The organism is Microcoleus sp. S13_B4 (assembly GCF_036700885.1).
Classification (GTDB): domain Bacteria; phylum Cyanobacteriota; class Cyanobacteriia; order Cyanobacteriales; family Microcoleaceae; genus Microcoleus.
Genome location: NZ_JAUBPU010000021.1, coordinates 58,416 through 84,444 on the forward strand (window position 1 = coordinate 58,416; position 26,029 = coordinate 84,444).

24 protein-coding genes are annotated in these 26,029 nt (G+C 46.9%); 14 read left to right on the forward strand and 10 right to left on the reverse strand.

Annotated features, from left to right (window positions below):
• Positions 1-2 precede the first annotated feature (2 nt).
• The 3 genes from QT994_RS14000 to QT994_RS14010 all read right to left on the reverse strand — a co-directional run bounded on the left by QT994_RS14000 (position 3) and on the right by QT994_RS14010 (position 2,246).
• Positions 3-878, reverse strand: coding sequence for a hypothetical protein (locus QT994_RS14000; protein ID WP_333175461.1), 876 nt, complete (start codon positions 876-878; stop codon positions 3-5).
• Complete coding sequence (gene galE, locus QT994_RS14005) at positions 844-1,842, reverse strand: UDP-glucose 4-epimerase GalE (RefSeq protein ID WP_333047921.1); 999 nt, start codon at positions 1,840-1,842, stop codon at positions 844-846. Before galE ends, QT994_RS14000 begins: the two co-directional genes overlap by 35 nt.
• A 200-nt stretch (positions 1,843-2,042) precedes the next feature.
• Positions 2,043-2,246 carry a hypothetical protein gene (locus tag QT994_RS14010; RefSeq protein WP_333175463.1) on the reverse strand — a complete coding sequence of 68 codons (204 nt, stop codon included), beginning with the start codon at positions 2,244-2,246 and terminating at the stop codon, positions 2,043-2,045.
• Between the two features lie 230 nt (positions 2,247-2,476).
• Here QT994_RS14010 and gloB point away from each other — a divergent pair, with 230 nt between their 5' ends.
• The 4 genes from gloB to QT994_RS14030 all read left to right on the forward strand — a co-directional run bounded on the left by gloB (position 2,477) and on the right by QT994_RS14030 (position 12,485).
• A complete protein-coding gene (gene gloB / locus QT994_RS14015) occupies positions 2,477-3,250 on the forward strand; it encodes a hydroxyacylglutathione hydrolase (protein ID WP_333175465.1) in 774 nt (257 codons plus the stop codon).
• A gap of 503 nt (positions 3,251-3,753) precedes the next feature.
• The gene (locus QT994_RS14020; RefSeq protein ID WP_333175467.1) at positions 3,754-8,850 is read left to right on the forward strand and encodes a PAS domain-containing protein; all 5,097 of its coding nucleotides are present in this window, start codon (positions 3,754-3,756) and stop codon (positions 8,848-8,850) included.
• 244 nt (positions 8,851-9,094) lie between these two features.
• Entirely contained in the window at positions 9,095-9,553 is a 459-nt protein-coding gene (gene rplI / locus QT994_RS14025; protein WP_333128403.1) for a 50S ribosomal protein L9, read from the forward strand.
• 319 nt (positions 9,554-9,872) lie between these two features.
• Entirely contained in the window at positions 9,873-12,485 is a 2,613-nt protein-coding gene (locus QT994_RS14030; RefSeq protein ID WP_333175469.1) for a replicative DNA helicase, read from the forward strand.
• Positions 12,486-12,577: 92 nt separating this feature from the next.
• Here QT994_RS14030 and QT994_RS14035 read toward each other — a convergent pair whose 3' ends face one another.
• The gene (locus QT994_RS14035) at positions 12,578-13,165 is read right to left on the reverse strand and encodes an FKBP-type peptidyl-prolyl cis-trans isomerase (RefSeq protein WP_333175499.1); all 588 of its coding nucleotides are present in this window, start codon (positions 13,163-13,165) and stop codon (positions 12,578-12,580) included.
• Between the two features lie 255 nt (positions 13,166-13,420).
• Positions 13,421-13,747: a phasin family protein gene (locus QT994_RS14040; protein ID WP_333047915.1), complete on the reverse strand. Its 327-nt coding sequence runs from the start codon at positions 13,745-13,747 to the stop codon at positions 13,421-13,423.
• A gap of 215 nt (positions 13,748-13,962) precedes the next feature.
• Between QT994_RS14040 and QT994_RS14045 the strand changes: the two genes are divergently transcribed.
• The 4 genes from QT994_RS14045 (at position 13,963) to QT994_RS14060 (ending at position 16,763) form a co-directional block, all read left to right on the forward strand.
• Positions 13,963-14,319: a zinc ribbon domain-containing protein gene (locus tag QT994_RS14045; RefSeq protein WP_333047914.1), complete on the forward strand. Its 357-nt coding sequence runs from the start codon at positions 13,963-13,965 to the stop codon at positions 14,317-14,319.
• Positions 14,320-14,391: 72 nt separating this feature from the next.
• Positions 14,392-15,357 carry a BadF/BadG/BcrA/BcrD ATPase family protein gene (locus QT994_RS14050; RefSeq protein ID WP_333175472.1) on the forward strand — a complete coding sequence of 322 codons (966 nt, stop codon included), beginning with the start codon at positions 14,392-14,394 and terminating at the stop codon, positions 15,355-15,357.
• 244 nt (positions 15,358-15,601) lie between these two features.
• Entirely contained in the window at positions 15,602-16,258 is a 657-nt protein-coding gene (locus QT994_RS14055) for a hypothetical protein (RefSeq protein ID WP_333047912.1), read from the forward strand.
• A 103-nt stretch (positions 16,259-16,361) separates the two neighbouring features.
• Positions 16,362-16,763 carry an MgtC/SapB family protein gene (locus tag QT994_RS14060; protein ID WP_333175476.1) on the forward strand — a complete coding sequence of 134 codons (402 nt, stop codon included), beginning with the start codon at positions 16,362-16,364 and terminating at the stop codon, positions 16,761-16,763.
• 519 nt (positions 16,764-17,282) lie between these two features.
• Here the strand turns inward: QT994_RS14060 and QT994_RS27850 are convergent.
• On the reverse strand, positions 17,283-17,351 hold the full coding sequence (locus QT994_RS27850) for a hypothetical protein (RefSeq protein ID WP_445243909.1): 69 nt from the start codon (positions 17,349-17,351) through the stop codon (positions 17,283-17,285).
• A gap of 5 nt (positions 17,352-17,356) precedes the next feature.
• On the opposite strand from QT994_RS27850, the gene QT994_RS14065 reads away from it, so the two are divergent.
• Entirely contained in the window at positions 17,357-17,752 is a 396-nt protein-coding gene (locus tag QT994_RS14065; RefSeq protein WP_333175478.1) for a hypothetical protein, read from the forward strand.
• A 1,597-nt stretch (positions 17,753-19,349) separates the two neighbouring features.
• Here the strand turns inward: QT994_RS14065 and QT994_RS14070 are convergent.
• Both QT994_RS14070 and QT994_RS14075 read right to left on the reverse strand, forming a co-directional pair.
• Positions 19,350-19,562 (reverse strand): hypothetical protein, encoded by a 213-nt coding sequence (locus tag QT994_RS14070; protein ID WP_333175480.1) that lies wholly within the window; start codon positions 19,560-19,562, stop codon positions 19,350-19,352.
• A gap of 65 nt (positions 19,563-19,627) precedes the next feature.
• Positions 19,628-19,843, reverse strand: a complete 216-nt coding sequence (locus QT994_RS14075) for a hypothetical protein (protein ID WP_333175483.1) — start codon at positions 19,841-19,843, stop codon at positions 19,628-19,630.
• A 128-nt stretch (positions 19,844-19,971) separates the two neighbouring features.
• Here QT994_RS14075 and QT994_RS14080 point away from each other — a divergent pair, with 128 nt between their 5' ends.
• The gene (locus QT994_RS14080) at positions 19,972-20,139 is read left to right on the forward strand and encodes a hypothetical protein (RefSeq protein WP_333175485.1); all 168 of its coding nucleotides are present in this window, start codon (positions 19,972-19,974) and stop codon (positions 20,137-20,139) included.
• 80 nt (positions 20,140-20,219) lie between these two features.
• Positions 20,220-21,971, forward strand: coding sequence for a hypothetical protein (locus QT994_RS14085; RefSeq protein ID WP_333175488.1), 1,752 nt, complete (start codon positions 20,220-20,222; stop codon positions 21,969-21,971).
• A gap of 135 nt (positions 21,972-22,106) precedes the next feature.
• On the opposite strand, the gene cobS is transcribed toward QT994_RS14085, so the two are convergent.
• Positions 22,107-22,904 (reverse strand): adenosylcobinamide-GDP ribazoletransferase, encoded by a 798-nt coding sequence (cobS, locus tag QT994_RS14090; protein ID WP_190732248.1) that lies wholly within the window; start codon positions 22,902-22,904, stop codon positions 22,107-22,109.
• Between the two features lie 259 nt (positions 22,905-23,163).
• Between cobS and QT994_RS14095 the strand changes: the two genes are divergently transcribed.
• The 3 genes from QT994_RS14095 to QT994_RS14105 all read left to right on the forward strand — a co-directional run bounded on the left by QT994_RS14095 (position 23,164) and on the right by QT994_RS14105 (position 25,162).
• Positions 23,164-23,613 carry a hypothetical protein gene (locus QT994_RS14095; RefSeq protein WP_333175491.1) on the forward strand — a complete coding sequence of 150 codons (450 nt, stop codon included), beginning with the start codon at positions 23,164-23,166 and terminating at the stop codon, positions 23,611-23,613.
• A gap of 220 nt (positions 23,614-23,833) precedes the next feature.
• Complete coding sequence (gene tgt, locus QT994_RS14100) at positions 23,834-24,964, forward strand: tRNA guanosine(34) transglycosylase Tgt (RefSeq protein ID WP_333175493.1); 1,131 nt, start codon at positions 23,834-23,836, stop codon at positions 24,962-24,964.
• A gap of 60 nt (positions 24,965-25,024) precedes the next feature.
• Positions 25,025-25,162, forward strand: coding sequence for a photosystem II reaction center protein K (locus tag QT994_RS14105; RefSeq protein WP_006634808.1), 138 nt, complete (start codon positions 25,025-25,027; stop codon positions 25,160-25,162).
• An 84-nt stretch (positions 25,163-25,246) separates the two neighbouring features.
• On the opposite strand, the gene QT994_RS14110 is transcribed toward QT994_RS14105, so the two are convergent.
• Complete coding sequence (locus tag QT994_RS14110) at positions 25,247-25,801, reverse strand: glutathione S-transferase family protein (protein WP_333175501.1); 555 nt, start codon at positions 25,799-25,801, stop codon at positions 25,247-25,249.
• Positions 25,802-26,029: the final 228 nt, after the last annotated feature.

Sequence of the window (26,029 nt, forward strand, 5' to 3'; positions counted from 1 at the left end):
CTCTAACGATAGTAAAAATCGAAATTTAATAAGGCAATTAACTGTGTTTTTAATAACCGATAGAGGTATTGCCAATGCTCAAACTGCAATTTATCCCCAACTTTATCCCAAAAGGTTCTTACTTGATTTTTTTGCCAGTCCCAATGAGCAAAAGAATGCTCCATAATTTGAGCGAGTTCCTGCCACCCGTCATTACTAATATTCCACCCAACTTTAGCAGTTGCTAACCCAATGGGATTACCGTCTTTTGTTTTGACTTTTTGCACTTCAAAAAATCTTCCAATCTTTCCCCATTCTTGAATAAACTGAATTTCTTTCCCATTGTCTCTCGCAATTACGAACAAATTTTTTTGAACAAAACTTACCTTTTTTAAGGGTATTTCTAGCTTTTTTGCTAATTTATGAATTGCCTCTTTTCTCCCCGGCAATGATTGATTTGGTGGATGTTCTAGAATGGGAATAAACCCTTTACAAGTAATTCCTGACATCCATTCTCTCTCGGGTACTTTTCCTATGATTCTTGTATCTGCATCCACAAAGATTGTCACTCGGCAGAATTCTAAGGCTTTTTTTAGTGCAAATCGTTTATCATTATAACAATAATCTACACCTTCGCGACTTTTTTTAAAGGCGAAAACATTCGTCAAATTCTGAAAGTCATTTGGGTAGTCAGTACAAACAACTAGCATCGTCCCTAGAGAATGAGTTTCTAAGTCTGCTGCTAGTTGTTTGGCTAATTCGCGATACTTTTTCCCAAAAGCTAAGGTGCAAAAACAAAAATATTTCTGACTGTTTAACATTACTTTCGAGTCAATTTTTGCACTTGTTTTATTTGAGTTTATGCTAACTGTGACGCTTTTGATGCCACTGCCAAGCATGGGAGATAATATCCTTGATGTCTGGATATTCAGGAGACCAACCCAAGGTTTCGATCGCCTTTTTGCTGCTACCAACTAAAGCAGGAGGGTCGCCCGGACGCCGATCGCACTCAACAGCCTTAATCTCTTTTCCCGTCACTTGGCGAGCCGTTTCTATCACCTCTTTCACCGAAAACCCGCCGCCGTTGCCCAAATTAAAGAAATCAGATTTGCCACCATTGAGCAAATATTCTAATCCCAAAATGTGAGCCGAAGCCAAATCGTTAACGTGAATGTAATCCCGAATGCAAGTACCGTCAGGAGTATCGTAATCCGTGCCAAAAATCGCGATCGAATCTCGTTTCCCCAAAGCAGCGAACAACACCAGCGGAATCAAGTGAGTTTCGGGATTGTGATCTTCTCCTACCAACCCGTTCGGATCGGCCCCAGCCGCGTTAAAATAGCGAAAACAAACAGACTTGAAATCGTAGGCAGCGTCAAAATCAGACAAAATCCGTTCTACCATTAACTTAGTAGCACCGTAGGGATTGATCGGATTTTGCGGGTGGTCTTCTGTGAGCGGGATTTTCTGCGGTACGCCGTAAGTCGCGCAAGTAGAAGAAAACACCAATTTATTCACCCCAGCACCAATCATTGCTTCCAAAAGCGTAATAGTGCCGATGACATTGTTGCGGTAATATTTAGCTGGGTCGGTAACAGATTCGCCCACGTAAGCGTATGCAGAAAAGTGCATTACCGCAGCAATTTTGTGCTTAGCGAACAGGTTGTCGAGAAGAGTGCGATCGCTCGTATCGCCAACTACCAACTCGACCTGCAAAGCCCGATCTACTATATCTCTGTGACCGTAAACTAAATTATCCAAAATCACCACACCGTAACCGGCGTTTTTCAGCGCTAATACTGCGTGAGAGCCAATATATCCAGCTCCACCCGTCACCAAAATAGTTTGTTTTTCTGCACTCATTTTCTTCTGCCTGTTTTTGTAGCTGGGATTGCCAAGAGCCTTGTTAATTTGAGACTTGCACATCTGACCCTTTCACACTCGGCGTGAGCCGGAGGATTCAAGCGAAATATATAGGCTTTGGTGTACCCGACGGGACGATCGCACTCCTAAAAAAACGCTTGTTACACTCCAGATAGATGCTGACGGAGCAAGTCTTCTGTTCAGTCGATAAACTTGAGGCGACCAATTTGCAGATAATCAAATATCCGATTGATTTGATGTCGATCCTCTTCTGAAATCTTATCATCTGAGAGGATAGCAGAAGTCAAAACTAAATGTTCCCGGCGAGAGATTTTGCCAGACCCTACAATCCGATCGACCATTTGAGAAATTGTTAAGTTCGATTTGTTGTGAGATGTTCGCATTTATTCGATCGCTTTTATGTCACAATAGTTAAACGGGATTGCTGTTTTTTACCCAAAATCAAAAATCGTACGTACCACACTGTAACTAAATTTGCTCAACAGCAGAAATAAGGTATCAGAGTTTTACTTCCAAAGGTAGATGTGCGGATTTAAGAAGTCTGCCTTGAGCCTTTGGATAGCGTTCAGATTAATTTAATTATATAATATTTTTCCTAGAGAGGCAGTTTTCTATGCAGGTTTATCGGCTTCCCGTACTGTCGGACAATTACATTTTCTTGCTGCACGATCCCGATCGCCACACAGCAGCCGTCGTCGATCCAGCGCAAGCAGAGCCGGTCTTGCAGCAACTGATCTCGCTCGGAGCCGAATTAACAGCAATTTTCAACACGCACCACCACAGCGACCACGTAGGCGGCAACCAGCAACTGATCGATCGCTTTCCGCAAATTAAAGTTTACGGCGGCGCAGAAGACCGAGGCAGAATACCCGGACAGCAAGTGTTTTTACAAGCGGGCGATCGCGTTTCTTTCGCCAACAGAAGCGCGGAAATCTTCTTCGTACCCGGCCACACAAAAGCTCACATCGCCTACTATTTCCCCCCCAGCAATCCCAGCGAAACCGGCGAATTGTTCTGCGGCGACACCTTATTTGCCGGAGGCTGCGGCAGACTATTTGAAGGCACTCCCGCCCAAATGTTAGCCTCTCTGGGACAACTGCGAAACTTGCCCGACAATACAAGAGTTTGGTGCGCCCACGAATACACGCTGAAAAACCTGCAATTTGCCTTGAGTGTGGATGGCGACAATCCCGATCTGCAACAGCGCTGGGGCGAAGTCAAGGAAGCGCGCAGTCGATCGCAACCTACAATACCATCATCGATCGGCATCGAAAAAAGCACAAACCCATTTTTGCGCTGGGATTGTCCCAACCTCCAATCAGCCGCCAACACCCGCGATCCAGTGCAAACCTTCGCTCGATTGCGCGGCATGAAAGATCGGTTTTGACCGCAAGCATCCAGGATACAAGCCTCCGGATTCATCCGTCCAGATATAAAAAACCTGTATCCGATGAAACTTGCCCCCGGAATTTATCCGTGGGGTCAATGCTTCAATTCTTTAATCTAAAATCGATTGACCAGTACCAACAATAAATATCACAATATCGAGCCATAATTCATTGAAGCTGAGCTTCCCACTGTTTCGGTATTGATAGAAAGCGGATCACTTTAGTTGACATATCTTCAGTATCGTGGTTGTTCCATACTTGCTCGGATTTGAAACAGCCCGAAAATTGCCCGTAGCCTGTGCTGAATCTCGCAACTGGTTAAGACGTGGGATTCTACTCTAAAATAAATGGTTTAGCTCTAGATATTTCAGCAGGACGATCCACATCCCTCTTAGGTTTGAATTGTCACCCTGATTAAATCAAAAGTTCCTCTGGTTATTTCCCTATTATTGATGAGCGCGATTGGCTTGGTCAAAAGTAAAACGAGCGTTGTTAGAAACCGATGCAAAATCCACGCAATACTGAACTCCAACCGAAAATCGACCCCTCTGTTTCAACGGATTCTAACAAACCGCTCTACCCAGGCGCGCCTTCGCCAACAGATGTAGGGATGCTTCTGCAATTAGCAGATGGTAGCATTCAGGGGTGCAATTCTCACGCCCAGGAGCTGTTGGGGATGACAGCACAACAGATGCAGGGCTGCACTTCAATCAACAGTCTGCGGCAGACTGTGCGTGAAGATGGCTCGGATTTTCCCGGCGAGACTCATCCGGCGATGGTGGCGCTGCAAACCGGGCAACCATGCTCAAATGTCATCATGGGCTTTTATCAGCCACAGGGAAAATTGATTTGGTTGATGCTCAATTCTCAACCTTTATTTCAGGGAGATCGATCAACTCCCTATGCGGTAGTAACAACCTTCACGGAACTCGCTCAACAAAAGCCCGAACCAGTCACTCACGCGCCCGCGCAACAACTGTCAGACACCCTCGAAAGTATTTCGGACGGGTTCTTTGCTTTGGATCGAGACTGGCGATTTACCTACCTCAATTTGCAAGCGGCGCGGTGGCTGAATCGACTCCCGCAAGAGGTGATTGGCAACACTATTTGGGAAGAGTTTCCCGAAGCTGTGGGCAGTTTGTTCGAGCAAGAATATCGCCACGCCGCCACCTTCCAAGTTACGGTTAGTTTTGAATCTTTTTATCCACCGCTCAATGCTTGGTATGCGGTACGAGCCTATCCGATCGCATCGGGACTTGCCGTTTATTTTCAAGATGTCACCGAGCAGAAGGCGGCGAAGGCTGCTTTTATTAAACAAGCGCAAACGGTGCAGCAACAACTAGCAGAAATCGAGGCGATTTATGCTAGTGCGCCGATCGGACTTTGCTTCCTTGATACTGAGTTGCGGTTTGTCCGCCTCAACGATCGGCTAGCAGAAATTAACCGAGTTCCAGCCGCCGCCCACATCGGTAAAACATTGCGCGAAATCTTGCCCGAAATGGCAGATGATTTAGAGCCGCTTTACCGAGAAGTTATTGAAACTAAAGTTCCACTCCAACAGCTCGAAGTTCGCAGGACGAACTCAGCACAGCCGGGACTAGAACAGGATTGGCTGTTGAGTCTCTATCCACTGAGGGCCGAGGACGATCGCGTGCTGGGCGTGAATGTGACGGTGCATGAAATTACCGATCGCAAAGCTACCCAAAAAGAAATTCAACGGCTCAACCAAGAACTAGAGCGACGACTTAATGAACTGCAATCGATACTTGATGCTGTACCCGTTGGCATTACGATCGCTGACGATCCAGAGTGTAAAGTAATTCGCGCTAACCGATTTGCCCAGTCGATGTTGATAGTGCCGCCCGATACCAATGTTTCTGGAACCGGAGAGCAAGCCGCAGCCCTTCCGTTTAGACGATTCCGCAACGGAGAGGAAATTCCGGGAGAACTACTGCCAATGCAACTAGCTGCAGCTTCCGGCGTCGAAGTGCGAGATGTGGAAATTCAAATGGTGCGATCGGACGGGGCGGCCTTTGATTGGTTGGTGAATGCGGTGCCGTTATTTGACGAGCAGGGCGCAGTTCGTGGCTGTGTGGCGGCCTTTATGGATATTAGCGATCGCAAACAAGCTCTTGCTGCTTTGCACCGTTCCGAGGAACGCTATCGCACTTTGTTTGAGTCCCTAGACGAAGGTTTTTGCGTCATCGAAATGCTGTTTGACGAAAACGAAAAGCCGATCGATTACCGCTTTTTGGAAGTCAATCCTGCCTTTGTGAAACAAACCGGACTCGAACAAGCTGCGGGTAAAACGATGCGACAGCTCGTTCCAGATCACGAAAATTATTGGTTTGAGGTGTACGGCAAAGTCGCGCTCACGGGGGAACCCTTGCGCTTTGAGCACCGCTCGGAACCCATGAACCGCTGGTTTGATGTTTCGGCGTTCCGCACTCCTGAGCCGCACAGCCGCAAAGTCGCCATACTTTTCAAAGACATCAGCGATCGCAAACAGTCAGAGAATCTCCTGCGGCAACAGGAAGAACAACTGCGGCTGTTCGTCAAACATTCGCCTGCGGGGGTGGCGATGTTTGACCGCCAGATGCGGTATATGCTGGTGAGCGACCGCTGGCTATCAAGTTATGGGATCGGTGCTAAAAACATTGTGGGCCGATCGCACTACGACATATTTCCCAATTTGCCCGATCGTTTGAAACAAATCCACCAGCGCTGTCTGGCGGGATCAGTCGAAATCTGCCAAGAAGATCAGTTTCTCCGCCCTGATGGCTTAATCGACTGGGTGCGCTGGGAAATTCATCCTTGGCGAACCAACGCCAATGAGATTGGCGGCATCATGATTTTTTGCGAAATCATCACCGAGCGCAAAAACGCTGAACTCGCCGCGGGCGCGGCCTCCCAGCAAGTCAGCAATATTATAGAAAGTATTACCGATGCCTTTATGGCGATCGATGCACAATGGCGCTATACCTACGTTAATGCCACAGCAGAAAAACTGCTTTCTCGATCGAGAAACGACTTGCTAGGTCGATCGATTTGGGAGCTATTCCCCGCCGAGGGAGAATCGAATTCGATGCTATATCAAGAATTTCATCGAGTGGTTAACGAGCAAGTTTCTGCCAAGTTTGAAGAGTTTTCGCCTTCACTCCAAATGTATATAGAAGTGAGCGCCTATCCAGCGGCCGAAGGACTTACGGTTTATTGGAGCGATATTAGCGATCGCAAACGCACTGAAGAAGAACTGCGGCAAAAAAATGCGATTTTGAACGTAATTAACGAGTCAGCACCCACGCCAATTTTTGTCAAAAATCGAGAAGGACAGATTATTTATGCAAATCCAGCTACGCTGGAAATAATGGGCAGACCTGCTTCTGAAGTAATTGGTGGTCGCGATATCGATTTATACCCAGTAGTAGAACTTGCAGCCAGAGTCACGGAAAACGATCGGCGCATTATGGAATCTGGTCAAACAGAAGTCCTCGAAGAATCTCACGATGGCATTCGGACATTTCTGGTAATGAAAGCTCCCTACCGCAATCCGGCGGGAGAAGTCATCGGCTTGATTGGCATCTCCAGCGACATCACAAATCGCAAACAAGCAGAAGTCGCCATGCAAGAACAAACTAAGTTATTGCAAGTAATTATTGACAGCATAGGGGATGGTTTGATTTTGGCCAACCAACAAGGGGAGTTGGTATTGTTTAACCGAGCCGCCGTGGGGATATTCGGTCTGCTATCGAATGAAAAATCTCATGAGGAATGGTCGAGCACCTACGGGCTATTTATGACTGACAAAAAAACCCTCTTTCCCGACGCTGAACTACCTCTAGCCAAAGCAATCAAAGGTGAATATGTCAATGATGTAGAGGTATTTGTCCGCCGCGAAGATTCCCAAGGTCGCTGGATCAGTATCAGCGGTTATCCAGTAGTTGATGCTAGCAGCGAAATCAAAGGCGGAGTGATTGTCTGTCGGGATATCACAGAACGCAAACAAGCAGAAGCAGCGCTGCAAGAAAGCGAAGAACGATTCCGCAATATGGCTAACAACGCTCCTTTTATGGTATGGGTAACAGACTCCACAGGCTATTGCACTTTCCTGAGTGAAAGCTGGTATGAATTCACGGGTCAAACGGAGGAAACTGGTTTGGGATTCGGTTGGGTAAACGCGGCACATCCAGAAGACCGAGAACAGGTCAAACAAGCATTTTTGACCGCCAACGAACGCCAGGAACCTTACCGCGTAGAATTTCGCGTCGGGCGCAAGGATGGCGGATACTCTTGGGCGATCGATGCGGCTGCTCCCAGATTTTCCGAAAGCGGACAATTTGAGGGTTATATCGGCTCTGTTATCGACATTACAGACCGCAAACAAGTGGAAACCGAGCGCGATATGGTTCTGCAATTAGAACAAACTGCCCGCGCGGAAGCCGAGCGAGCTAACCGCATTAAAGACGAGTTTCTGGCGGTGCTTTCTCACGAGTTGCGATCGCCCCTGAATCCGATTTTAGGCTGGTCGCAACTGCTCGTCGGCGGCAAGTTGAGTGCAGCTAAAACCGCCAAGGCCTTTGAGACGATCGAGCGTAACGCCAGACTACAATCTCAATTAATCGAAGACTTGCTTGATGTGTCTCGGATTCTGCAAGGGAAACTTACATTGAATGTTGGTCCGGTGAATCTGGCAACCATTATTCCGTCTGCCGTGGAAACCGTGCAATTAGCAGCCGAAGCTAAAAAAATTCAAATCCAAATAATCTTAAATCCCGATGTCGGGCAAGTTGTCGGCGATACAAGTCGCTTGCAGCAAGTTGTGTGGAATTTGTTATCAAACGCGGTGAAATTCACGCCCGAAGGCGGCCGAGTTGAAGTTCGATTAGCGCAAATCGAAGGCAAAGCTCAAATTCAAGTCACGGACACGGGTAAAGGTATTCTTCCCGATTTCTTGCCTTATGTTTTCGACCATTTCCGACAAGAAGACGGCGCTACAACTCGCAAATTTGGCGGCTTGGGATTGGGATTGGCGATCGTCCGCCAACTGATCGAACTTCACGGGGGAACGGTGTTTGCAGAAAGCGCCGGAGAAGGTCAAGGAGCGACGTTTACGGTGAGATTACCGCTATTAAATGATGATTCTAGAAGGCAGGAGGAGGAAGAACCTCATGGGGCTGCTAGTCCCGATCTCTCATCCTTCCCGCTAGCTGGATTGAGAATTGTGGTGGTAGATGATGAACTCGACTCGCGAGATTTTGTCGCTTTCGTGCTTGAGGAAGCGGGTGCAGAGGTGATTTCCTTGTCATCTGCTGCTGAGGCGCTAGAGTCTATCGAACAAACTGCACCAGATTTGCTCATCAGCGACATCGGAATGCCGCAGATGGACGGATATATGTTGATAAATCGCATCCGCACTCAGCTTGCGCCTGAGTATCGGCAGTTGTTGGCGATCGCCTTAACGGCCTATGCTGGAGAAGCGAACGAGCGCCAAGTTTTGCAAGCCGGATTTGACAAACACTTAGCCAAGCCGATCGATCCGACCCTGTTAGTTGCTACTGTAGCGCGATCGATCGTCCAGCGCCTTGAAAATAAAGCCTGAGTGCTCTGTAAGACATGGCAATTTAGTGGATTTGGCTCATTACACCATCCGCGTTTGGCGTAATTTCAAACTGAATTTGCCCGTTAAAAATATTATCCCTGTTTTTTCCCTCGAACCTGGAATCTCAACATCCATCCGTTACATCCGTTACATAATCCGTTGCCGAACTTCCTTCTCCCTTGCGATCGCCCCTCAAACTTCGCTATTATAAAAAGTTGCAGTTAAAACCCCACAACCAACGATCATGGCCAAGCGCGTCCAATTAGTTTTAAATAAAGATGTCAGCAAACTCGGCAAAGCTGGCGACGTAGTAGAAGTAGCCCCCGGCTACGCCCGCAACTACCTAGTACCCCAAGGAATGGGATTTAGAGCCACTCCGGGCATTCTCAAGCAAGCAGAGCGCCGCCGTGAAGAAGAAAGAGTACGCCAGCTAGAGCTCAAGCAGCAAGCTGAAGTCCGCAAAACCGCCCTCCAATCGGCTGGGCCTTTCATCATCTCCAAGCAAGTTGGCGAAGCAGACGCGATTTTTGGTACAGTTACCAACCAAGAAGTAGCAGAACTGATTTTCAACTCTACCAGTCAAGAAGTCGATCGGCGCGGCATAACCCTACCCGAAATTCGCCAAACTGGTACATACAAAGCTGAAATCAAACTACACGCCGAAGTTACCGCCGAAGTTGATATTCAAGTTGTTCCGATGTAATTAAGAGTCATCAGTCATCAGTGATCAGTCATTAGTTGTTAGTCATTAGTAATTAGCTAACAACTAAGCACTGAGTACCGCTAACGAGGAAGTGAGTAACGCTAACTAAGGACGGAGGACTGCTAACTGGCAGATTTAAAACTGAAGACTAATCACTGGCAACTAATAACTATAGGATTTACGCAAAAAATAGTTTAATGCGCTATAGGTAGGAATAAGGTGCGCTCATAAGCACCCTACAGATAGAGTTGGTGCGTAAGTTCTAAACTAATGACTAATAACTAATGACCAATGACCAATGACTGAGAACTATTGACGAATGAGCGATTTGATGCCGACAAATATAGAGGCAGAAGAAGCAATTTTGGGCGGGATTTTAATTGACCCCGAAGCTATTTCCCGAATTGCCGAACTTCTGCGGCCGGAGTTTTTTGCCATCACCGCTCATCAAGTCATTTATCGATCGGCATTAGGGCTATTTTTACAGGGTCAACCTACCGATTTAATGACGGTAACAACTGCGCTAACCGACCGCAACCAGTTAGAGCAAGTAGGAGGACTAACTAAATTAGCACAATTAGTCGATCGCACAGTTTCCGCAGTCAACATCGACCAATATGCAGTTTTAGTTGAAGACAAATATCAGCGCCGCAAATTAATCGAAGCTGGCAACAACATAGTACAATTAGGTTACGAGACGGCAACACCACTAGAAACAGTCTTAGACCGCGCCGAACAAGAAATTTTCAGCATAACTCAAGAACGTCCCCAACAGGATTTAGTGTCGATCGGCGAAACATTAAACCAAACATTTCAAGACCTAGAAAATCGCAATGAAGGCCTCACACTTCCCGGTATTCCCTGCGGTTTCTATGACTTAGATGCTATGACAGGAGGCTTTCAGCGATCGGATTTAATCATCGTTGCGGCTAGGCCGGCGATGGGGAAGACGGCCTTTTGTACCAACATCGCCCACCACATCGCCGCTGGACAGCAAAAATTGCCCGTTGCCGTTTTCAGCTTAGAAATGTCGAAAGAACAGCTAGTGCAGCGTATCCTGTCCAGCGAAGCCAAAATAGAAAGTAACCGGTTGCGATCGGGTAGAATCAGTCAAAACGAATGGGAACCAATCAGTACAGCCATTGGCAATTTATCAGAACTACCACTATTTATTGACGATACTCCCAATATTACCGTCACAGAAATACGATCGAAAGTCCGCCGCCTCCAAGCAGAACAAGGCGGAACCCTAGGATTAGTCTTGCTAGATTACCTGCAATTAATGGAAGGTAGCAGCGACAACCGCGTGCAAGAACTATCTCGAATTACCCGAAGTCTTAAAGGTTTAGCCCGCGAACTCAACGTGCCGATTATTGCCTTATCTCAGTTGAGTCGGGGTGTGGAAGCGAGGACAAACAAGCGGCCCATGATGTCTGATTTACGCGAAAGCGGCTGCTTAACAGGTGATAGTTTGGTAATGCTAGCAGATACTGGTGTGCGCGTACCCATTCGTGAATTAGTAGGAAAATCGGGCTTCACAGTTTGGGCGCTCAATGAAGCCACCATGCAGTTAGAAAAAGCCGTTGTTAGCAATGCGTTTGCTACAGGTGTTAAGCCTCTACTACGACTGCAAACTCGTTTGGGACGAGCAATTAGAGCCACGGGCAATCATAAGTTCTTAACCATTCACGGCTGGCGACGATTGGACGAGTTAAAAATAGGCGATCGCATTGCCCTACCTAGATACGTATCAAGTTCCTTCATCCAATCGATGGACAATGCCGAAATAGCCTTGCTAGGACACATGATTGGAGACGGATGTACTCTACCTCGACACGTTATTCAATACACTACTCGAGAGGAAGATTTAGCGAATACAGTTGCAAATCTTGCAATAGAAGTCTTTGGAGAGCGAATCATACCTCGTATTTGTAAAGAACGTGATTGGTATCAAGTTTATCTTCCTGCTGCCTATCATCTCACACATAATGTGAGGAATCCTGTAACTGAATGGCTAGATGCTTTAGGTGTTTTTGGTCTGCGTTCGTACCAGAAATTTGTCCCTAATCAAATATTTGAGCAGCCTCAAGAAGCAATAGCTTTATTTTTACGCCATCTTTGGTGTACTGATGGTTGCATAAAAACAGGTAGGGGTAAATGTCATTACCCTAGTGTTTACTATGCTTCCAGTAGTGAAAAATTGGCAAGAGATGTTCAGTCACTGTTACTCAGACTTGGTATCAATGCCCGCTTATTTTTAAGCCCCCAGCTAGGGAAAGGGCGAGATCAACATCAAGTTTGGGTTACTGGAAGACCTGATTTAGATAAGTTTATTCAGTTGATTGGTGCAGTAGGTAACTACAAACAGCAAGCTCTGACAGAAATTGCAGAATACATTGAAATTCGTTCTAGCAATACTAATAGAGATGTCATACCCCGTGATGTGTGGAAAATGTATGCTGTTCCTGCTATGCAGCAATTTGGTTTAACTACACGCCAGATGCAAGCACAGCTTGGCAACTTATATTGTGGTACAACCCTTTACAAACACAATCTCGGTCGGGAACGAGCATTCAGATTAGCTACAATTGTTAAATCTGATGAACTTGCCATCTTATCTAAGAGCGATATTTACTGGGATGAAATCGCCTCAATAGAAGTTAATGGCGAAGCTGAGGTTTACGATTTAACCGTGCCTGCACTGCATAATTTTGTCGCTAATGACATCATAGTTCATAATAGTATCGAGCAAGACGCAGATTTAGTAATTATGCTCTACCGCGATGAATATTACAATCCTGATTCGCCCGATCGCGGAATTGCAGAAGTAATTATTACCAAACACAGAAACGGTCCCACAGGAATCATCAAACTATTATTTGACGCCCAATTTACCTGCTTCCGCAATCTGGCATCTCCGAAGCGATCGTAAATCAACCAGAGCATACACAAAAACCCGGTTTCTTAAAAAAAACCGGGTTTCTAAAGACCATAAAACTTTTACGTTTAATTAGGTTGAGCTACCTAGCCAGCGATTTTCAACAATTCCACATCAAAAATCAGCGTAGCATTAGGAGGAATCACCCCGCCCGCACCGCGAGCGCCGTAACCTAGTTCAGGGGGAATAATCAACTTGCGGCGGTCTCCAACTTTCATTGTACCGACACCTTCATCCCAACCCTTAATTACTTGACCCACGCCAATTTTGAACTGAAAAGGAGAATTGCGATCGCGAGAACTGTCAAACTTCGTGCCATCCTCCAAAGTTCCAGTGTAGTGCACGACAACCGTCTGCCCGGTTTTTGGAGTCGCCCCATTACCCTCTTTCAATTCAACATATTTCAGACCTGAATCTGTGGTGACAGTTTTCTCAGTATTATCAGTCATGTTATTGCCAGCGATAGTAGCTGGTACCTCCGGTAAAGTAGCATCAGCTACTAGCAAGCTATCTTCTTTCAAAGACGGCGCTGACAAATTCTCAATAGCAGTCTCGGGTAAAAGATTGTTCAATTCGGCGGCAACTGCTTGGGACCCAGAACCGCCCATTTGAGCGACTATCAAAAACACAAAGCAAACCAGCATTACCCCCAAGCTGACTAGAACTCCTCGCAAAATTAATCCTCCTAATACTTTTAACCGCGATATCTCAGATATCCAAGACATCTAGTACAAAAAAAACTACCAATTTTATCTGAATTTTTCCACCAAAAAATGGCAGGTTCCAGATAATTTTAAAGGCAAAAGTATGAAGTCAAAATGTTTGTAATTATACATAAGTGGCTTCTACATAAGTGCCTTTTTGAGCCTTCTGCCTTCGGGTGACAATCTTATCACAAGATAGTAGCGAACCGCGCGACCCGATCGAACTCAGCGCCAGTTACGGTTTTCTAAATCCCGCATCTGACGTTCGAGACGATCGAGCCTTCCCCGCAACTCATCCATTTCGGACTGTCGGGGGACTCCCATATCTTGGAGAATATTCCGCAATTGCCGCTGCAACTGCGTATCCCAATTGCCCTGTTCAGACTTGAGGTGTTCCGTCACGTCATCGACAAAGGTTTTGGCTTGCTCGGGATTGATTTTGCCATCTTTGACCCATTGCTCGCTAGCTTCCTGCAATTTCTCGGCTACCAGAGAGGTAGTACCAATGCCCAGCATTACCAGTTGTTTGAGTAAGTTGCTATTGTTATCCATAGATTTTTCCAGTTGTTTGCCTGTTCATTCCCGATCGGCTCAGGTCGCCTGCTGTCGCTGCGAAACCATCTGTAAACTTAAAGTTACATCAGCGCACATCTACCTTTCTATTTTGGAGCATTCAGCCGCCTGATGGGGAGTCGATCGCGCTAATCGGCGTTCGGAAAACCCGCTAATGAGCCTACCCACCACATTACCCCATCACCCTGCTGTCTATGCCTGATTGCCCCCGCTGTCACCAACCTGTAGACGCCCAAGCCCTCGCCTGTCCACACTGCAAAATCTCCCTCAAAGCTTTCGGTCATCCGGGTATCCCTCTTTATCGATCAAAACCCGAAGAATTTCTGTGTGCTACCTGTATTTATCACGAAGACGACACTTGCAACTACCCGCAGCGTCCCTTTGCCAAAGAATGCACGCTTTATCACGATCGAGCTGAGCCACTTGTGCCACAGACGAGCCGTTACATCAGCGGCGGCTGGCCGCAATCACTCAAAAATTGGTGTCAGCGCCATCTCGTTTGGTTAGCTTTATTAGGTTTAATTATTATTAGCATTGCTCTGTCGATTTAATCGGATTGTACAAAGCGTAGAATAGAGAGATATCTGTTAATCTGGGTTGCTCTATTATTCTCTAAATTATTCATGAGCTACGTATTCGGCATCGATGGCGGCGGCACTAAAACTATCTGCCTTTTAATGGATGACAACCACTTTGTTTTAGGACGGGGTGAAGCAGGGCCGTCTAATTATCAAACCCTGGGAATTGAGACAGCAAAACAATCCATCCAATTGGCGATCGAACGAGCAGTTCTGTCCGCTCAGGTCGAGGCTGTAGGCAATCTCAACATAGAAGCAATTGGTCTGGGACTAGCAGGCGTCGGGCGTCCCAAAGATCGTGAAATAGTGCAATTTGTAGTGCAGAACTTGCAGTTGACGAATACTTTACCAGTAACCCGCTCATTCCTGCCCAGGAATATAGTAATTTGCAGCGACTGCGCGATCGCACTTGCTGGCGGTACAGGTCATCCAGTGGGTATTGCCGTTATTTCAGGAACCGGTTCGATTGTTTTCGGGCAAAACCGTCAAGGGAAAACTAAACGAGTCGGCGGTTGGGGATATATTTTGGGCGATGAAGGCAGCGGATATAACATCGCCCTTCAGGGTTTGCAAGCTGCATTGAAGTTCTATGACGGACGCGAAGATTTTACTGTGCTTGCGGAAAAAATTCAAGAGCATTTAGGCCTCAATAACCTAGAAGAATTGGTAGAAGTCGTTTACGGGCGCGGTTGGGGAGTCAAAGAAATTGCAACTTTAGCGCCGATTGTCGATCAAGCAGCAGCAGAGGGCGATCGCGTCGCTGACGGCATTATCAATAATGCTGTGGCAGAATTAACCTATTCAACAAAAATAGCCATTTCAGCGCTATTTAACCAAACAGAAGAATTTGAAATTGTGATCGTAGGGGGTGTGTGGGGCGGGGAGGCAAATTTTCGGGGTCGGTTTGAAGCGGCCATAAGTGCGATCGCCCCAAAAGCTCAGGTAATTTCGCCCCGATACGAACCAGCTTTCGGTGCTGGATTGTTAGCTTTAAACGCTCTCAACAATTAATTGTTGACTGTTGACTGTTGACTGCTGACTTTTGACTATCTTCCTTATCTTCCCGATCGCCCCTATCTTGCCGATTTTCTCGATTTTTCCACATTTTCAACTTCTGGATTATCTACCTTATCTTCCCAACTTGTAGAATTACAGGCTGCCATAATCAAAACATCAGATGAATACGAAACGAGAAACAAATTTAGCAGTAGTGCGTTCCTAAGTAAACAAAAACAGCAGCAAGGAGACAATTTATATGATTACTTCTCAAAAATGGCGTTCAGCAACAGCAGCAATCCTCGCACTGGGCATTACAGTTGGAACTAGCGCGCCGCTAGTGGTAGCTACTCCCGCAGAAGCCCAACAACGAATTTCACAATTTGATAGCATCCGAATTCCGTCGGGCAGTGTCATTCCAGTTAGCTATGAAAAAGACAAAATAGTTGTCACCCGGGAAGAAACTGCACCCTTAACTTTAACAGTGGCGCGAGACATCCGCACAGATCAAGGAAGAGTATTAATCCCTGCCGGCAGCCAGATTGTCGGGGAACTACGACCTGTCAGAAGGGGCAATCAAATGGGTACTCAATTTGTTGCCAGAGAGTTAATTGTCAGCCGCCGCCAACGCTATCGGATTGACGGGAATTCTGGGATTATTACCCGAACCGAAAGAGTCCAAAAAGGTGCTGGCGCAGGTTCAGTAGGGCAAGGTGCAGCATTGGGTGCAGCAGCAGCAGCAGCACTAGCAGGCATTACCGGCGACAAAGCGATCGCGACTGAAGAAGTATTAGGAGGCGCTGGAATCGGCGCTTTAGCTGGAGTATTGTTAGGGCGACGCAGCGTTGACGTGATCGTGATTCGCCCGGAACAAGATTTGGCAGTGAGATTGCGATCGGACATCGTACTCCGCTAATATTGGAATCTTCCGATTAATTATTTGCAGTAAAACATTGTCGATCGCTAACTTGTGGGCTCCCGATAATTGGCTAGGCATACTATTAAGGTTGTGCCTAGCCATGTTTGTTGGCGGCATTATTGGATGGGAGCGCCAACTCCGGCACAAACCAGCGGGATTGAGAACTCATATGCTAGTTAGTATGGGTTCTGCACTGTTTGTTTTAATGCCGCTGGCAATGGGTAAAAATGAAAACGGAGGAGATGCTGTAGCGCGCGTAATTCAAGGCATTGCTGCCGGGATTGGGTTTTTGGGAGGTGGAGAAATCCTGCGGGAATCTCAGCAGGAAAGAGCCAAACCTGAAGTTCACGGGCTTACCTCTGCCGCCGCTATTTGGGTATCAGCAGCTTTAGGAACTGCGGCAGGATGCGGGTTGTGGCAACTGGCATTAATTGGCGCTTTAATGTCACTGTTTGTTCTGAGAGTAATTAAAAAGTTAGAGCCTCGGGCTCGTCGGAAATAGTCTCAGTGATTATATAATAATACCAATTATCCCAAATCTTGGAACAGTTATAAGTTTTTGGTTTGTTTCGTGAAAGACTGTATGCACCCTACAGCTACTGTTGCATGATTTTTTAGAATTAGTATAATGTATGGTAAAATAACCGTTATAATATTTTTAGTGAGCCTTCAGTCCGAGGGACTTTTATGAGGAATAAAGTCCTCATTACCAACAAATTTGATTGCGGTCGAGCCAAGTTACCTAATATTAGCTAAGCTGTTACGCATTTAAACCATTAACGCTCTAGGTCAGGTGCGTCACCTAGAACACTGACTATACATAGCAAACGCTTATTTACTGACGCACCCTACTATCTTTCCGGCCCGCACCACAAAATATATAATTCCCCTGTACTCAGAAATAATATAATTATCCTTAAATAGTTTCAGACTTCAGACTTCTGCTATAAAAAGTTAATCCCAAAAATGAAGTATCCCGCCCCAGCTTAAAGCTAAGGCGGGATTTTAGTCTAAGTGTCAGTTAGTTCTTTTTGTTTTGATGCCGGCGACGTGCGACCAGTGCGCCTAAACCTAAGCCCATACCTACCATTGTGATTGGTTCTGGAACTGCTACTGGTTCAGGCTCAGTTGCGGGTGATAGTGATGGCGCTGGTGCAGGCGCTGGCGCTGGTGCTGGTGCTGGTGATGGTGTTAGTGATATTGGCGCTGGCGCTGGGGCTGGTGCTGGCGCTGGCGCTGGTGCTGGCGCTGGCGCTGGTGATGGTGATGGTGTTAGTGATATTGGCGCTGGGGCTGGTGCTGGGGCTGGCGCTGGCGCTGGCGCTGGGGCTGGTGATGGTGCTGGTGCTGGTGCTGGTGCTGGTGCTGGCGCTGGTGCTGGTGCTGGCGCTGGTGCTGGCGCTGGCGCTGGCGCTGGTGCTGGGGCTGGTGCTGGGGCTGGCGCTGGCGCTGGGGCTGGTGCTGGCGCTGGTGCTGGTGACGATGCTATGACGGTACCTGCATTGCCAAGAGTCTTACTGCTAAGGCCTCGGTTGCCATTTAAGGAATCGCTAACGCTCATCATTCTGGTTCCGAATTGCGTTGAAGCAAACTTAGCTAAGGTTAGGCCTGTACCACTAATTTTAAACACACTTTTTTGATAATCATCACCCTTGCTGATACCTTGACTACCAATTTCAACACCAGCAGTAAAGTTAGCCTTCGTTCCTTGTAAGTCTGCACTAGGACTAAAAGAACCAAAACTGCCGCTGGTAGTTTGGTGAGTTATCGGGCCACCGCTAATTCCAGTGATGGAAGCATTAGTTACGCCACTAGGTAGGTTAAAGTAAACGCCGCGTAAGTCACCAGTACCACCTGTTTTGCCTGGTACTACTTCAACTGTAACATTGACTGTGCCAGCCGCAAGTCCAGTATCTGATAGGGTAATTTTAACTGTAGGATAATTTGAAGTGTTCGTATTAGTTACATCACTCAAGTTTACAGTTACGGTATCAGCTTTAACTTGTTGTAATGCGACTGGTAGAGAGATGAATGCGAGACACAGTGCTTTTAATAATGTAGTTTTCATTTATCGAAACTCCCTTTGTTGTTTGCCGAGTGACTTGAGATAAATTTGTTTGGAACCTTTTTTCATTCCACATTTTTACTGTAACAGTGGTACCAAAACTATGCAAGTACCTAAAGCTAATCTTTACAAGAGCAATATAAATGGGCAGGACTTGTCAAGTTTGTATAAACCCTGGTTCTAGCGAGCTCATACTCCTCATATAGGCATTCGTGACAAGTTAAGACTTAATTGCATTTTTCAATCAGTAATATTACTCAAAAAAACTGCTTTTTTAGGAGTGGAAAATTCACGATTTGAGAGGGATTAGGTATAATTATCACCTTTTAATCAGTAATATTACTCAAAAAAACTGCTTTTTTAGGAGTGGAAAATTCACGATTTGAGAAGGAGTAAGTATAAATATCACCCTCGGCATGATTCCTCGATCGCCCAAATCTCAGTTTTATGTCCAAAATCCGAGTAAATGTTGAGCATAATTGCTGATTGACAAATGCTTTCTTAGCTTAACTTGTTACCAATGCATATAGGAAAAACTAAGCTTGGCAACAAAGGTTTACAATTAAAGCCGTCCTATAAGGCGATGCACTGAGCGTAGCCGAAGTGACGGGGTTTTAAACCCAGTTTTCTGATAAGGTATGGTAAAATAACCGTTATAATGTTTTTAGTGAGCCTTCAGTCCGAGGGACTTTTATGAGGAATAAAGTCCTCATTACCAACAAATTTGATAGCGGTAGAGCTAAATTACATAACCTTAGCTGTTTCACAGCAAGTGTAGTTAATCAATTTTCATAAAATTGTTGGCAGTCATCCAAGCATTGTCTTTTAGGACTTCAATCCTCACTACAAACTTAAATAATTTTTTTAAGATGAGTTAATGTAAATTAACACACCTGGTTTTAAATCTACCCCAACTTTAGCTCTAAAGAGTAGAAACTTTAGGAGAGAATTCAATTATCATATAATTCTGTTTTCTGGCACAGGAGTTAAGATATATCCAGCCCGAAGACGGAATAAAGCGGATTAACTTTCTCCCGAAAAGTTGGGCAAATTGATCGATTCCAAAGACTCTTTTCGGACGCGACCCGCCATTGCAGCTAACTGCAAGCTCATAAAAGCATTCAGATCTTCCAAATCACACTTCGCTGAGGAAAAAGTTTTCTGCATTTCATTTTCCGCTTCCCAACTCAGAAATCCAGCCACCATAGCTTGTTTGACAACTTCACGAATCCGCATAATAGAAATGTTCCTTACTAATTTTTAATGTATCAAAAGCCAACTAATTACTAATAGGAAATTTCCTAGGGGGTCTCGCCCAAGGTTTCAAATTGTTTCAGCTCGCGAGACTCTTGTTTCACTCCTCCGGACATAGCTGCTAGTTGCAAAGTCATAAAAGCATTTAAGTCTTCTAAGTCATACTGAGTGTTAGTTAACATCCGCCGTAGTTGATTTTCCGCTTCAATAGTTAGATAACCTTGGGTCAGAGCTTGTTGGGCGAGGTCGCGAATGAGTACCATAACACTTCTGCGTTTTATTGGTTGAATAGCCTCAGTATCAACCGTTTAAATCAAGTCCGCAGTGACGGCTATGGCTCGATTTGTGTGACATTTTGAGAGGCCCGTCGTGACAGCCGGAGTCGCAGAGTGTGACTAAGTATTTGCACGGTTGTGACGGCGATCACGCGGGGGATGCCAGAGGAGGAGTCGGAGAGTGGGAAGTCGGAGAGTGTCCGGGTGTCTGGGTGGGGGAGTCGGAGAGTGTCCGAGTGGAGGAGTCGGAGAGGGGAAGCATTTTTCTTTTTCCCTGGGACTAATGACTAATGACTACTGCCTTCTACCTTCAGAAGACGCTCAACGTCTATAATCAGCAAGTTAAATATTTACGGCAAGACATATGGAACTAGCTCATAAAGATTTGCTACAACAAATAGCCCGACTATCGGAAACTTATGCTAATTTGGCCGATCGCCTGTCAATGGCAGCAAAACAACTGCAAGACTCCGGCCTTCCTCCCTCTGACAGCTTGCTGCAAGAAGTAGCCGCCTACAGCCGCAACTTTGCTGTAGTCCAAAAACAAGCTCTCGAAGCAAACAAATCCGCGATCGCGCCGGGGGAAATTGCTTCCCTCAAAGACATTCAAAACTTAGTCGAGACTGCCGCAGCTTCTGAAGGTAAAGCAGAAATTCGCGATGCAGCTTTGAAAGTGCTCGATCGAGTATTGGCGATCGCCCACCGCGAACAAAGCGACTTCGCACCCTTACAATCAGTTCATGCCAAAGCCCGCGAACTGCAGCGCGCGATTTCCGAATCCACCCCAACTCAACTGCATTCCGACGCCGAATCCTTAGTCAGCGGCAAACACCCAGTTTCAGCAGTGCTGGCCCTGGTGGAACAGCAAGACAAATTAGATGACGAACAGTGGGTAATTCTCGAAGAAACAGTCAGCGCCGCTTTTGGCAAACAAATAGCTGTAGCCATTTCCAGAGGCAAATTAACCATTGCTGAGATGGTAAAAGCCACACCTGCAAAAGTCGAACCCGCATTTAAAGCAGCGCCCGAACAAAAAATCAGCGCCGAACCTTTGCCAGAAGTGATTGTCATCCCGTCAGGAAATGTGGCACCGAAAAAAGTTACAGTTGCGCCACAGATCCAGATTTTGGAATCCCCCGCACCATCTGTCCCCATGCACGAGGTGATTATTGTTCCCAGCGTGGAAGTACCTAAGTCTCTTCAGACAACCGGTTCCGGGAACATTGTTTTTGGGGCACCTCGGGACATTCAACCAGCGGTGGCAGTAGAGGGCGGTTTGGGAATCAAAGTTTTGGTGCACATTCAGGGAATTGGCGATCGAACTTTCGGTGCTCAAGAATACGCGGGTACTAAAGCTCAAGGGCGCCGCATCGAAGGATTTCAAATTAGTATCGATCCCCCAATTCCCGCCTTAAATGTCGAGTACATGGCTCACGTCGAAGGTGTGGGGGATACTCCTTGGCTCAGCCAGGGAGAATTGGCCGGTTTTCGGGGTCAAGCGAAACGAATTGAAGGATTTGCGGTGCGGTTGAGCGGGCCGCAAGCTGATAAGTACGACGTATTTTATACCGCTCACATTCAGAATATCGGCGACACTGAGGTGTCCTCCAACGGCGAATATTGCGGTACTCGCGGCAAAGCTTTGAGAATAGAGGGCATCAAAGTTTGGATCGCGCAGTCTGCGAGTTCCCAAAAAGCGGCACCTGTGGGTTTAAAAGTGTTGGCGCACATTCAAGGAATTGGCGATCGAACTTTTAGCGATCGAGAATATGCAGGCACTAAAGCTCAAGGCCGCCGCGTCGAAGGATTTCAAATTAAAATAGAGCCTCCCGTTGCCGGTTTAAATTTGCAGTACATGGCTCACGTTGAAGGAGTTGGCGATACTGCTTGGATCTCGGAAGGAGAGTTAGCTGGATTCCGGGGTAAAGCGAAGCGCATTGAGGGATTTGCCGCGCGGCTGACTGGGCCGGGAGCTGATAAATACGATGTATTTTATACGGCTCACATCCAGAATGTAGGTGATACTCCTGTTACTGCTAACGGTCAATATTGCGGCACTCGCGGCAAAGGTTTGAGGGTTGAGGGGATGACGGTTTGGGTTGAGCCTAAAGGGTAAAAATTAAGAATGAATGGAAAATTTGCCCTTGCATTTTCCATTCATTGGAAACCGTTTTTTTAAACCCAAATATGCCATTGCTGCGAGGGTATAGGCAAAGGAAAAGCGCAAACAAAAAACGCCAGCATTGCATCTTCACCCTTCCAAAGCCGCCAAAAGACACAGCAACAAAGCCTCCGTCCACTCGACTACAGCACCGTAAGTATCGCCCGTGTGGCCACCCAAACGGTGGTTAAACCAGGCTCCGGCAAAAATTCCGATCGCACTTCCCCCCAAAGCCATCCCCACCGCCAACAGCCACCGATCGCCCTCCAAGACAACTTGCACCACGCTCAAACTCAGCAGCAACAGCACTCCGGGGATAAAATCAAAAGGAGAATAAATCGATTCCTTGTGAAAAGCTCCCTTACCCTCGGCCCGGAGATAGGGATAGCGGGCGATCGCCACCAGTTGGGCCCACCTTCCCCAACCGGCGACACCCATCAAAGCCAGCCACCGATAGTTATTCAAGTCCGAGAGAGCGGCAGTTTTCAGCAGCACGATCGCGATCGCAGCCATCGCCCCAAAGGCTCCTGTAACGCTGTCCCGCATGACTTCCAGCCGACGCACGGGGTCGGGGACAGCCAGCCCGTCTGCCGCGTCCATTGCCCCGTCTAGGTGCAGCCCGCCAGTCACGGCGATGCCCAAGACTACCACCAAAGCCGATCGAGTCAGAGCAGGCATTCCCAACAACTGCAACCCAACATCCCCCAGTCCCAGCATCCCCCCAATCAAAAGCCCGATCGCCGGTGCCAAGCGGGCAATGCCCCGAAACTCCAAAGTCCAAGACACCGGTACGGGTAAACAAGTATAAAAAGCGACTGCGGCTGCGATGGCAGCGCCTTGATTCCGGAAAAAGTCGATCGTAGAGCGAACCCATTTATCATGCACCATAAGATAGAAAATTTTTCATCTGGTATGCAGTTGTCAATCGATTAGCGTGTGCCAGAATTGGACTGTAACACCCTAGTTTTTTGGATCGAGCATTCCTCCTGTCGCCCGCTCTTTTCCTCGGAAAACCTCTGTCGGCAGCGATCCCAAAGCTCTCTATCTAAAATGACTAAACTCAAGATCCGCGTTTCCCTTCCCAAGAATTCTAGCTAACTCCCTGATTTTCAAGACGGGAAAATACTACAACAGAGGCTTTTACTACATGAGTCACGATCAATTGAATAACAGGGTAGTTGCTCCTTGTATCATCGATACCGGGATTGTCGTCAACAAACGCGATATCAAAAGATTGCTGTTTGATTTAGGACGTGTTCGCTACCTTCACATACAAGATGGCCAGATTTATAGCGAAGGGGAAGGTTATGTGCTCGAAGTCTTCGCCAACCCCGACCGTTCTACCCTGATTGCCAACCATGCGCTTTATTTGAACGTGTATAGTTTTGATTACCTGGAACTTAAACAGTCCCCGGTCGATGGTGCTTATTTTGACCTGATGCAAGACGGACGGCAGTTGCGGTTAATTCCCCTCTCCAATCCTTTGCAAGAGCAAGTCGCCCGGAATTTAAATGCTGCGGCTTTGGATGCGGTTGTCGATCAGGTACTCTCAGGCAACTGGGATCTCCAATTAGATGACGATGATTCCCCCTTTTAATCGTCAGTCAGCCGATTTTAGATTTTAGATTTTAGATTTACTTGCAGCGCCGTGAATCTGGGAGTTAGAACTAAGGTCTAAAATTTTTTGCCCTCCACGACGATTGTCGGAAACTTGTATCCGTTTTTGGGCGGGGTCATGAGTTTTTTGTCGCTATGTCATCAACAATAGGTTAGATAACAACGACTGCCCAGTAGCGGTTAACGATCGTCGGGGACTAATGACTCAAGACAACGCGAGATTTTCTTTTAAATGTCAGGCTAATTGCAGCCATACCCAAGCGCGTGCAGGGGTTTTTGCCACTCCCCACGGTGTTGTGGAAACGCCTAAATTTATGCCAGTAGGGACGCTAGCTAATGTCAAAACTTTGACACCGGCACATCTTGAGGCGGCGGGTGCTCAAATGGTTTTGGCAAATACTTATCACTTGCACTTGCAGCCGGGGGAAGCGATTGTCGCAGGCGCTGGCGGATTGCACAAATTTATGGCTTGGCCAGGCCCGATTCTAACTGATTCGGGAGGCTTTCAGGTGTTTAGCTTGAGCCAAATGCGGACTATTTCGGAGAATGGGGTGACTTTTCGAGCTCCCCGCGACGGCCGCATCATTAATTTGACGCCGGAAAAATCGATCGAAATTCAGAACGAGTTGGGCGCCGATGTGATTATGGCCTTCGACGAGTGTCCGCCTTACCCCGCTACGCGGGAAGAGGTGGAGGCGGCGACAAACCGCACTTACCGCTGGCTGCAACGCTGCATGCAAGCTCACTCGCGCCCGGAGCAAGCTTTGTTCGGCATCGTACAGGGGGGCGTTTTCCCCGATTTGCGATCGCGCGCGGCGAACCAGTTGGTAGACTTGGATTTGCCCGGTTATGCGATCGGTGGGGTTAGCGTCGGGGAATCGGGGGATTTAATCGCGGAGATTGTCAGAGTTACTGCGCCCCTGTTACCGGCAAATAAACCCCGTTATTTGATGGGGATTGGAACGTATCGAGAAATGGCGCTGGCTGTGGCAAGTGGCGTAGATATGTTTGACTGCGTGATTCCGACTCGGCTGGGCCGCCACGGGACGGCTTTTGTTCGCGGGGAACGCTGGAATTTGAAAAATGCTCGGTTTCGGGAGGATTTTGCTCCGCTGGATGAGTCTTGTCCTTGCTATACCTGCCAAAATTTCAGTCGGGCTTATTTGGCGCATTTGGCGCGCGCTAAGGAAGCACTCAGCTATACTTTGCTGGCGCTTCACAATGTGACGGAGTTGATTCGCTTTACTGGGAGGATGCGGGAGGCTATTTTGGCCGATCGATTTACTGAAGAGTTTGCCTACTGGCTGGCACCGAGAGTCGATCAATCATGATTGCCTTGGGTAAAGATATGCGACAATTATGAAAATTCTGTTGGATAGGTAGGTTGATTCATGGAAGCTGCATTACTCTTAGCAAAACTGCCCGAAGCTTATTCGATTTTTGAGCCTTTGGTTAATGTTTTGCCGGTCATTCCCGTATTTTTCTTGCTGCTGGCTTTTGTTTGGCAGGCGGCTGTCGGATTTAGATAAGTTTGATTTCCTCAAAAGCAGGGGCAATTTAAAAATTGCCCCTGCTTTTAGCTATTAAGTTTTGTTTCGTTGTTCTTTCTGCCTTCAGCTACCGCTGATCGCACTTTTAAATGCCGGTCTTTCTGAGATCCGCTTGATGTAATCTACAACGGCCGGATAAGCACTGAGGTCTAGTTGTAGCATCATCGGAATGTAGGCCAACATTGACCCGACTGCTGCGTCGGCTACGCCAAATTCATCGCCCATTAAAAACGGCTGTTTCTCGAAGATTTCATTTAACGGTTTTAACAACTTGGGAGTTTCGCGATCGCGACTTGCTTCTGTAAATATTCCCGGCCCCAGGGTGGCGTTAGCAAACATGACCCACTGCACCATTTGAGCTTGCTGCTCCAAATTATCGGGCATTTTACCATGTTTTTGAGCTAAATACAACAGAATTGCGCCGGATTCCCAAAGTTTGAAATCTCCGTCAACAATTGCCGGTACTTTGCCGATCGGGTTAATTTCGAGATACTCTGGCTGCAAGTGTGCTCCTGCTTGCATATCTAGCATGACGAATTCGTAGGGAACTTCTATTTCTTCTAGATACCACTTGACAATTGAGGCCCTGCTGCGGGCACCGCCGTAAAGTTTCAGCACGGATTTTTTATCCTTTAACACAATCTTATTATTGTAGCATTTGGTTATTTGTTATTGGAGGTACAGCCTCCGGGTATGTGTTCCCAGGCAGAGCCTGGTAACCCAGGGTAAACGCATCTAAATTAAGTTGACAAAAAATCATATTTGTGCCTGAGTTACTCTCTGAGAAAATCATGCTTAAAACTCTTAAATCTGATGCAATTAACCCAGTTAAAATCGAGCTTTAAG

Coding starts and splice junctions, on each gene's coding strand:
- QT994_RS14000 (WP_333175461.1), bottom strand. CDS start 878: ATGCTTGGCAGTGGCATCAAAAGCGTCACAGTTAGCATAAACTCAAAT.
- galE (WP_333047921.1), bottom strand. CDS start 1,842: ATGAGTGCAGAAAAACAAACTATTTTGGTGACGGGTGGAGCTGGATAT.
- QT994_RS14010 (WP_333175463.1), bottom strand. CDS start 2,246: ATGCGAACATCTCACAACAAATCGAACTTAACAATTTCTCAAATGGTC.
- gloB (WP_333175465.1), top strand. CDS start 2,477: ATGCAGGTTTATCGGCTTCCCGTACTGTCGGACAATTACATTTTCTTG.
- QT994_RS14020 (WP_333175467.1), top strand. CDS start 3,754: ATGCAAAATCCACGCAATACTGAACTCCAACCGAAAATCGACCCCTCT.
- rplI (WP_333128403.1), top strand. CDS start 9,095: ATGGCCAAGCGCGTCCAATTAGTTTTAAATAAAGATGTCAGCAAACTC.
- QT994_RS14030 (WP_333175469.1), top strand. CDS start 9,873: ATGAGCGATTTGATGCCGACAAATATAGAGGCAGAAGAAGCAATTTTG.
- QT994_RS14040 (WP_333047915.1), bottom strand. CDS start 13,747: ATGGATAACAATAGCAACTTACTCAAACAACTGGTAATGCTGGGCATT.
- QT994_RS14045 (WP_333047914.1), top strand. CDS start 13,963: ATGCCTGATTGCCCCCGCTGTCACCAACCTGTAGACGCCCAAGCCCTC.
- QT994_RS14050 (WP_333175472.1), top strand. CDS start 14,392: ATGAGCTACGTATTCGGCATCGATGGCGGCGGCACTAAAACTATCTGC.
- QT994_RS14055 (WP_333047912.1), top strand. CDS start 15,602: ATGATTACTTCTCAAAAATGGCGTTCAGCAACAGCAGCAATCCTCGCA.
- QT994_RS14060 (WP_333175476.1), top strand. CDS start 16,362: ATGTTTGTTGGCGGCATTATTGGATGGGAGCGCCAACTCCGGCACAAA.
- QT994_RS14070 (WP_333175480.1), bottom strand. CDS start 19,562: ATGCGGATTCGTGAAGTTGTCAAACAAGCTATGGTGGCTGGATTTCTG.
- QT994_RS14075 (WP_333175483.1), bottom strand. CDS start 19,843: ATGGTACTCATTCGCGACCTCGCCCAACAAGCTCTGACCCAAGGTTAT.
- QT994_RS14085 (WP_333175488.1), top strand. CDS start 20,220: ATGGAACTAGCTCATAAAGATTTGCTACAACAAATAGCCCGACTATCG.
- cobS (WP_190732248.1), bottom strand. CDS start 22,904: ATGGTGCATGATAAATGGGTTCGCTCTACGATCGACTTTTTCCGGAAT.
- QT994_RS14095 (WP_333175491.1), top strand. CDS start 23,164: ATGAGTCACGATCAATTGAATAACAGGGTAGTTGCTCCTTGTATCATC.
- tgt (WP_333175493.1), top strand. CDS start 23,834: ATGACTCAAGACAACGCGAGATTTTCTTTTAAATGTCAGGCTAATTGC.
- QT994_RS14105 (WP_006634808.1), top strand. CDS start 25,025: ATGGAAGCTGCATTACTCTTAGCAAAACTGCCCGAAGCTTATTCGATT.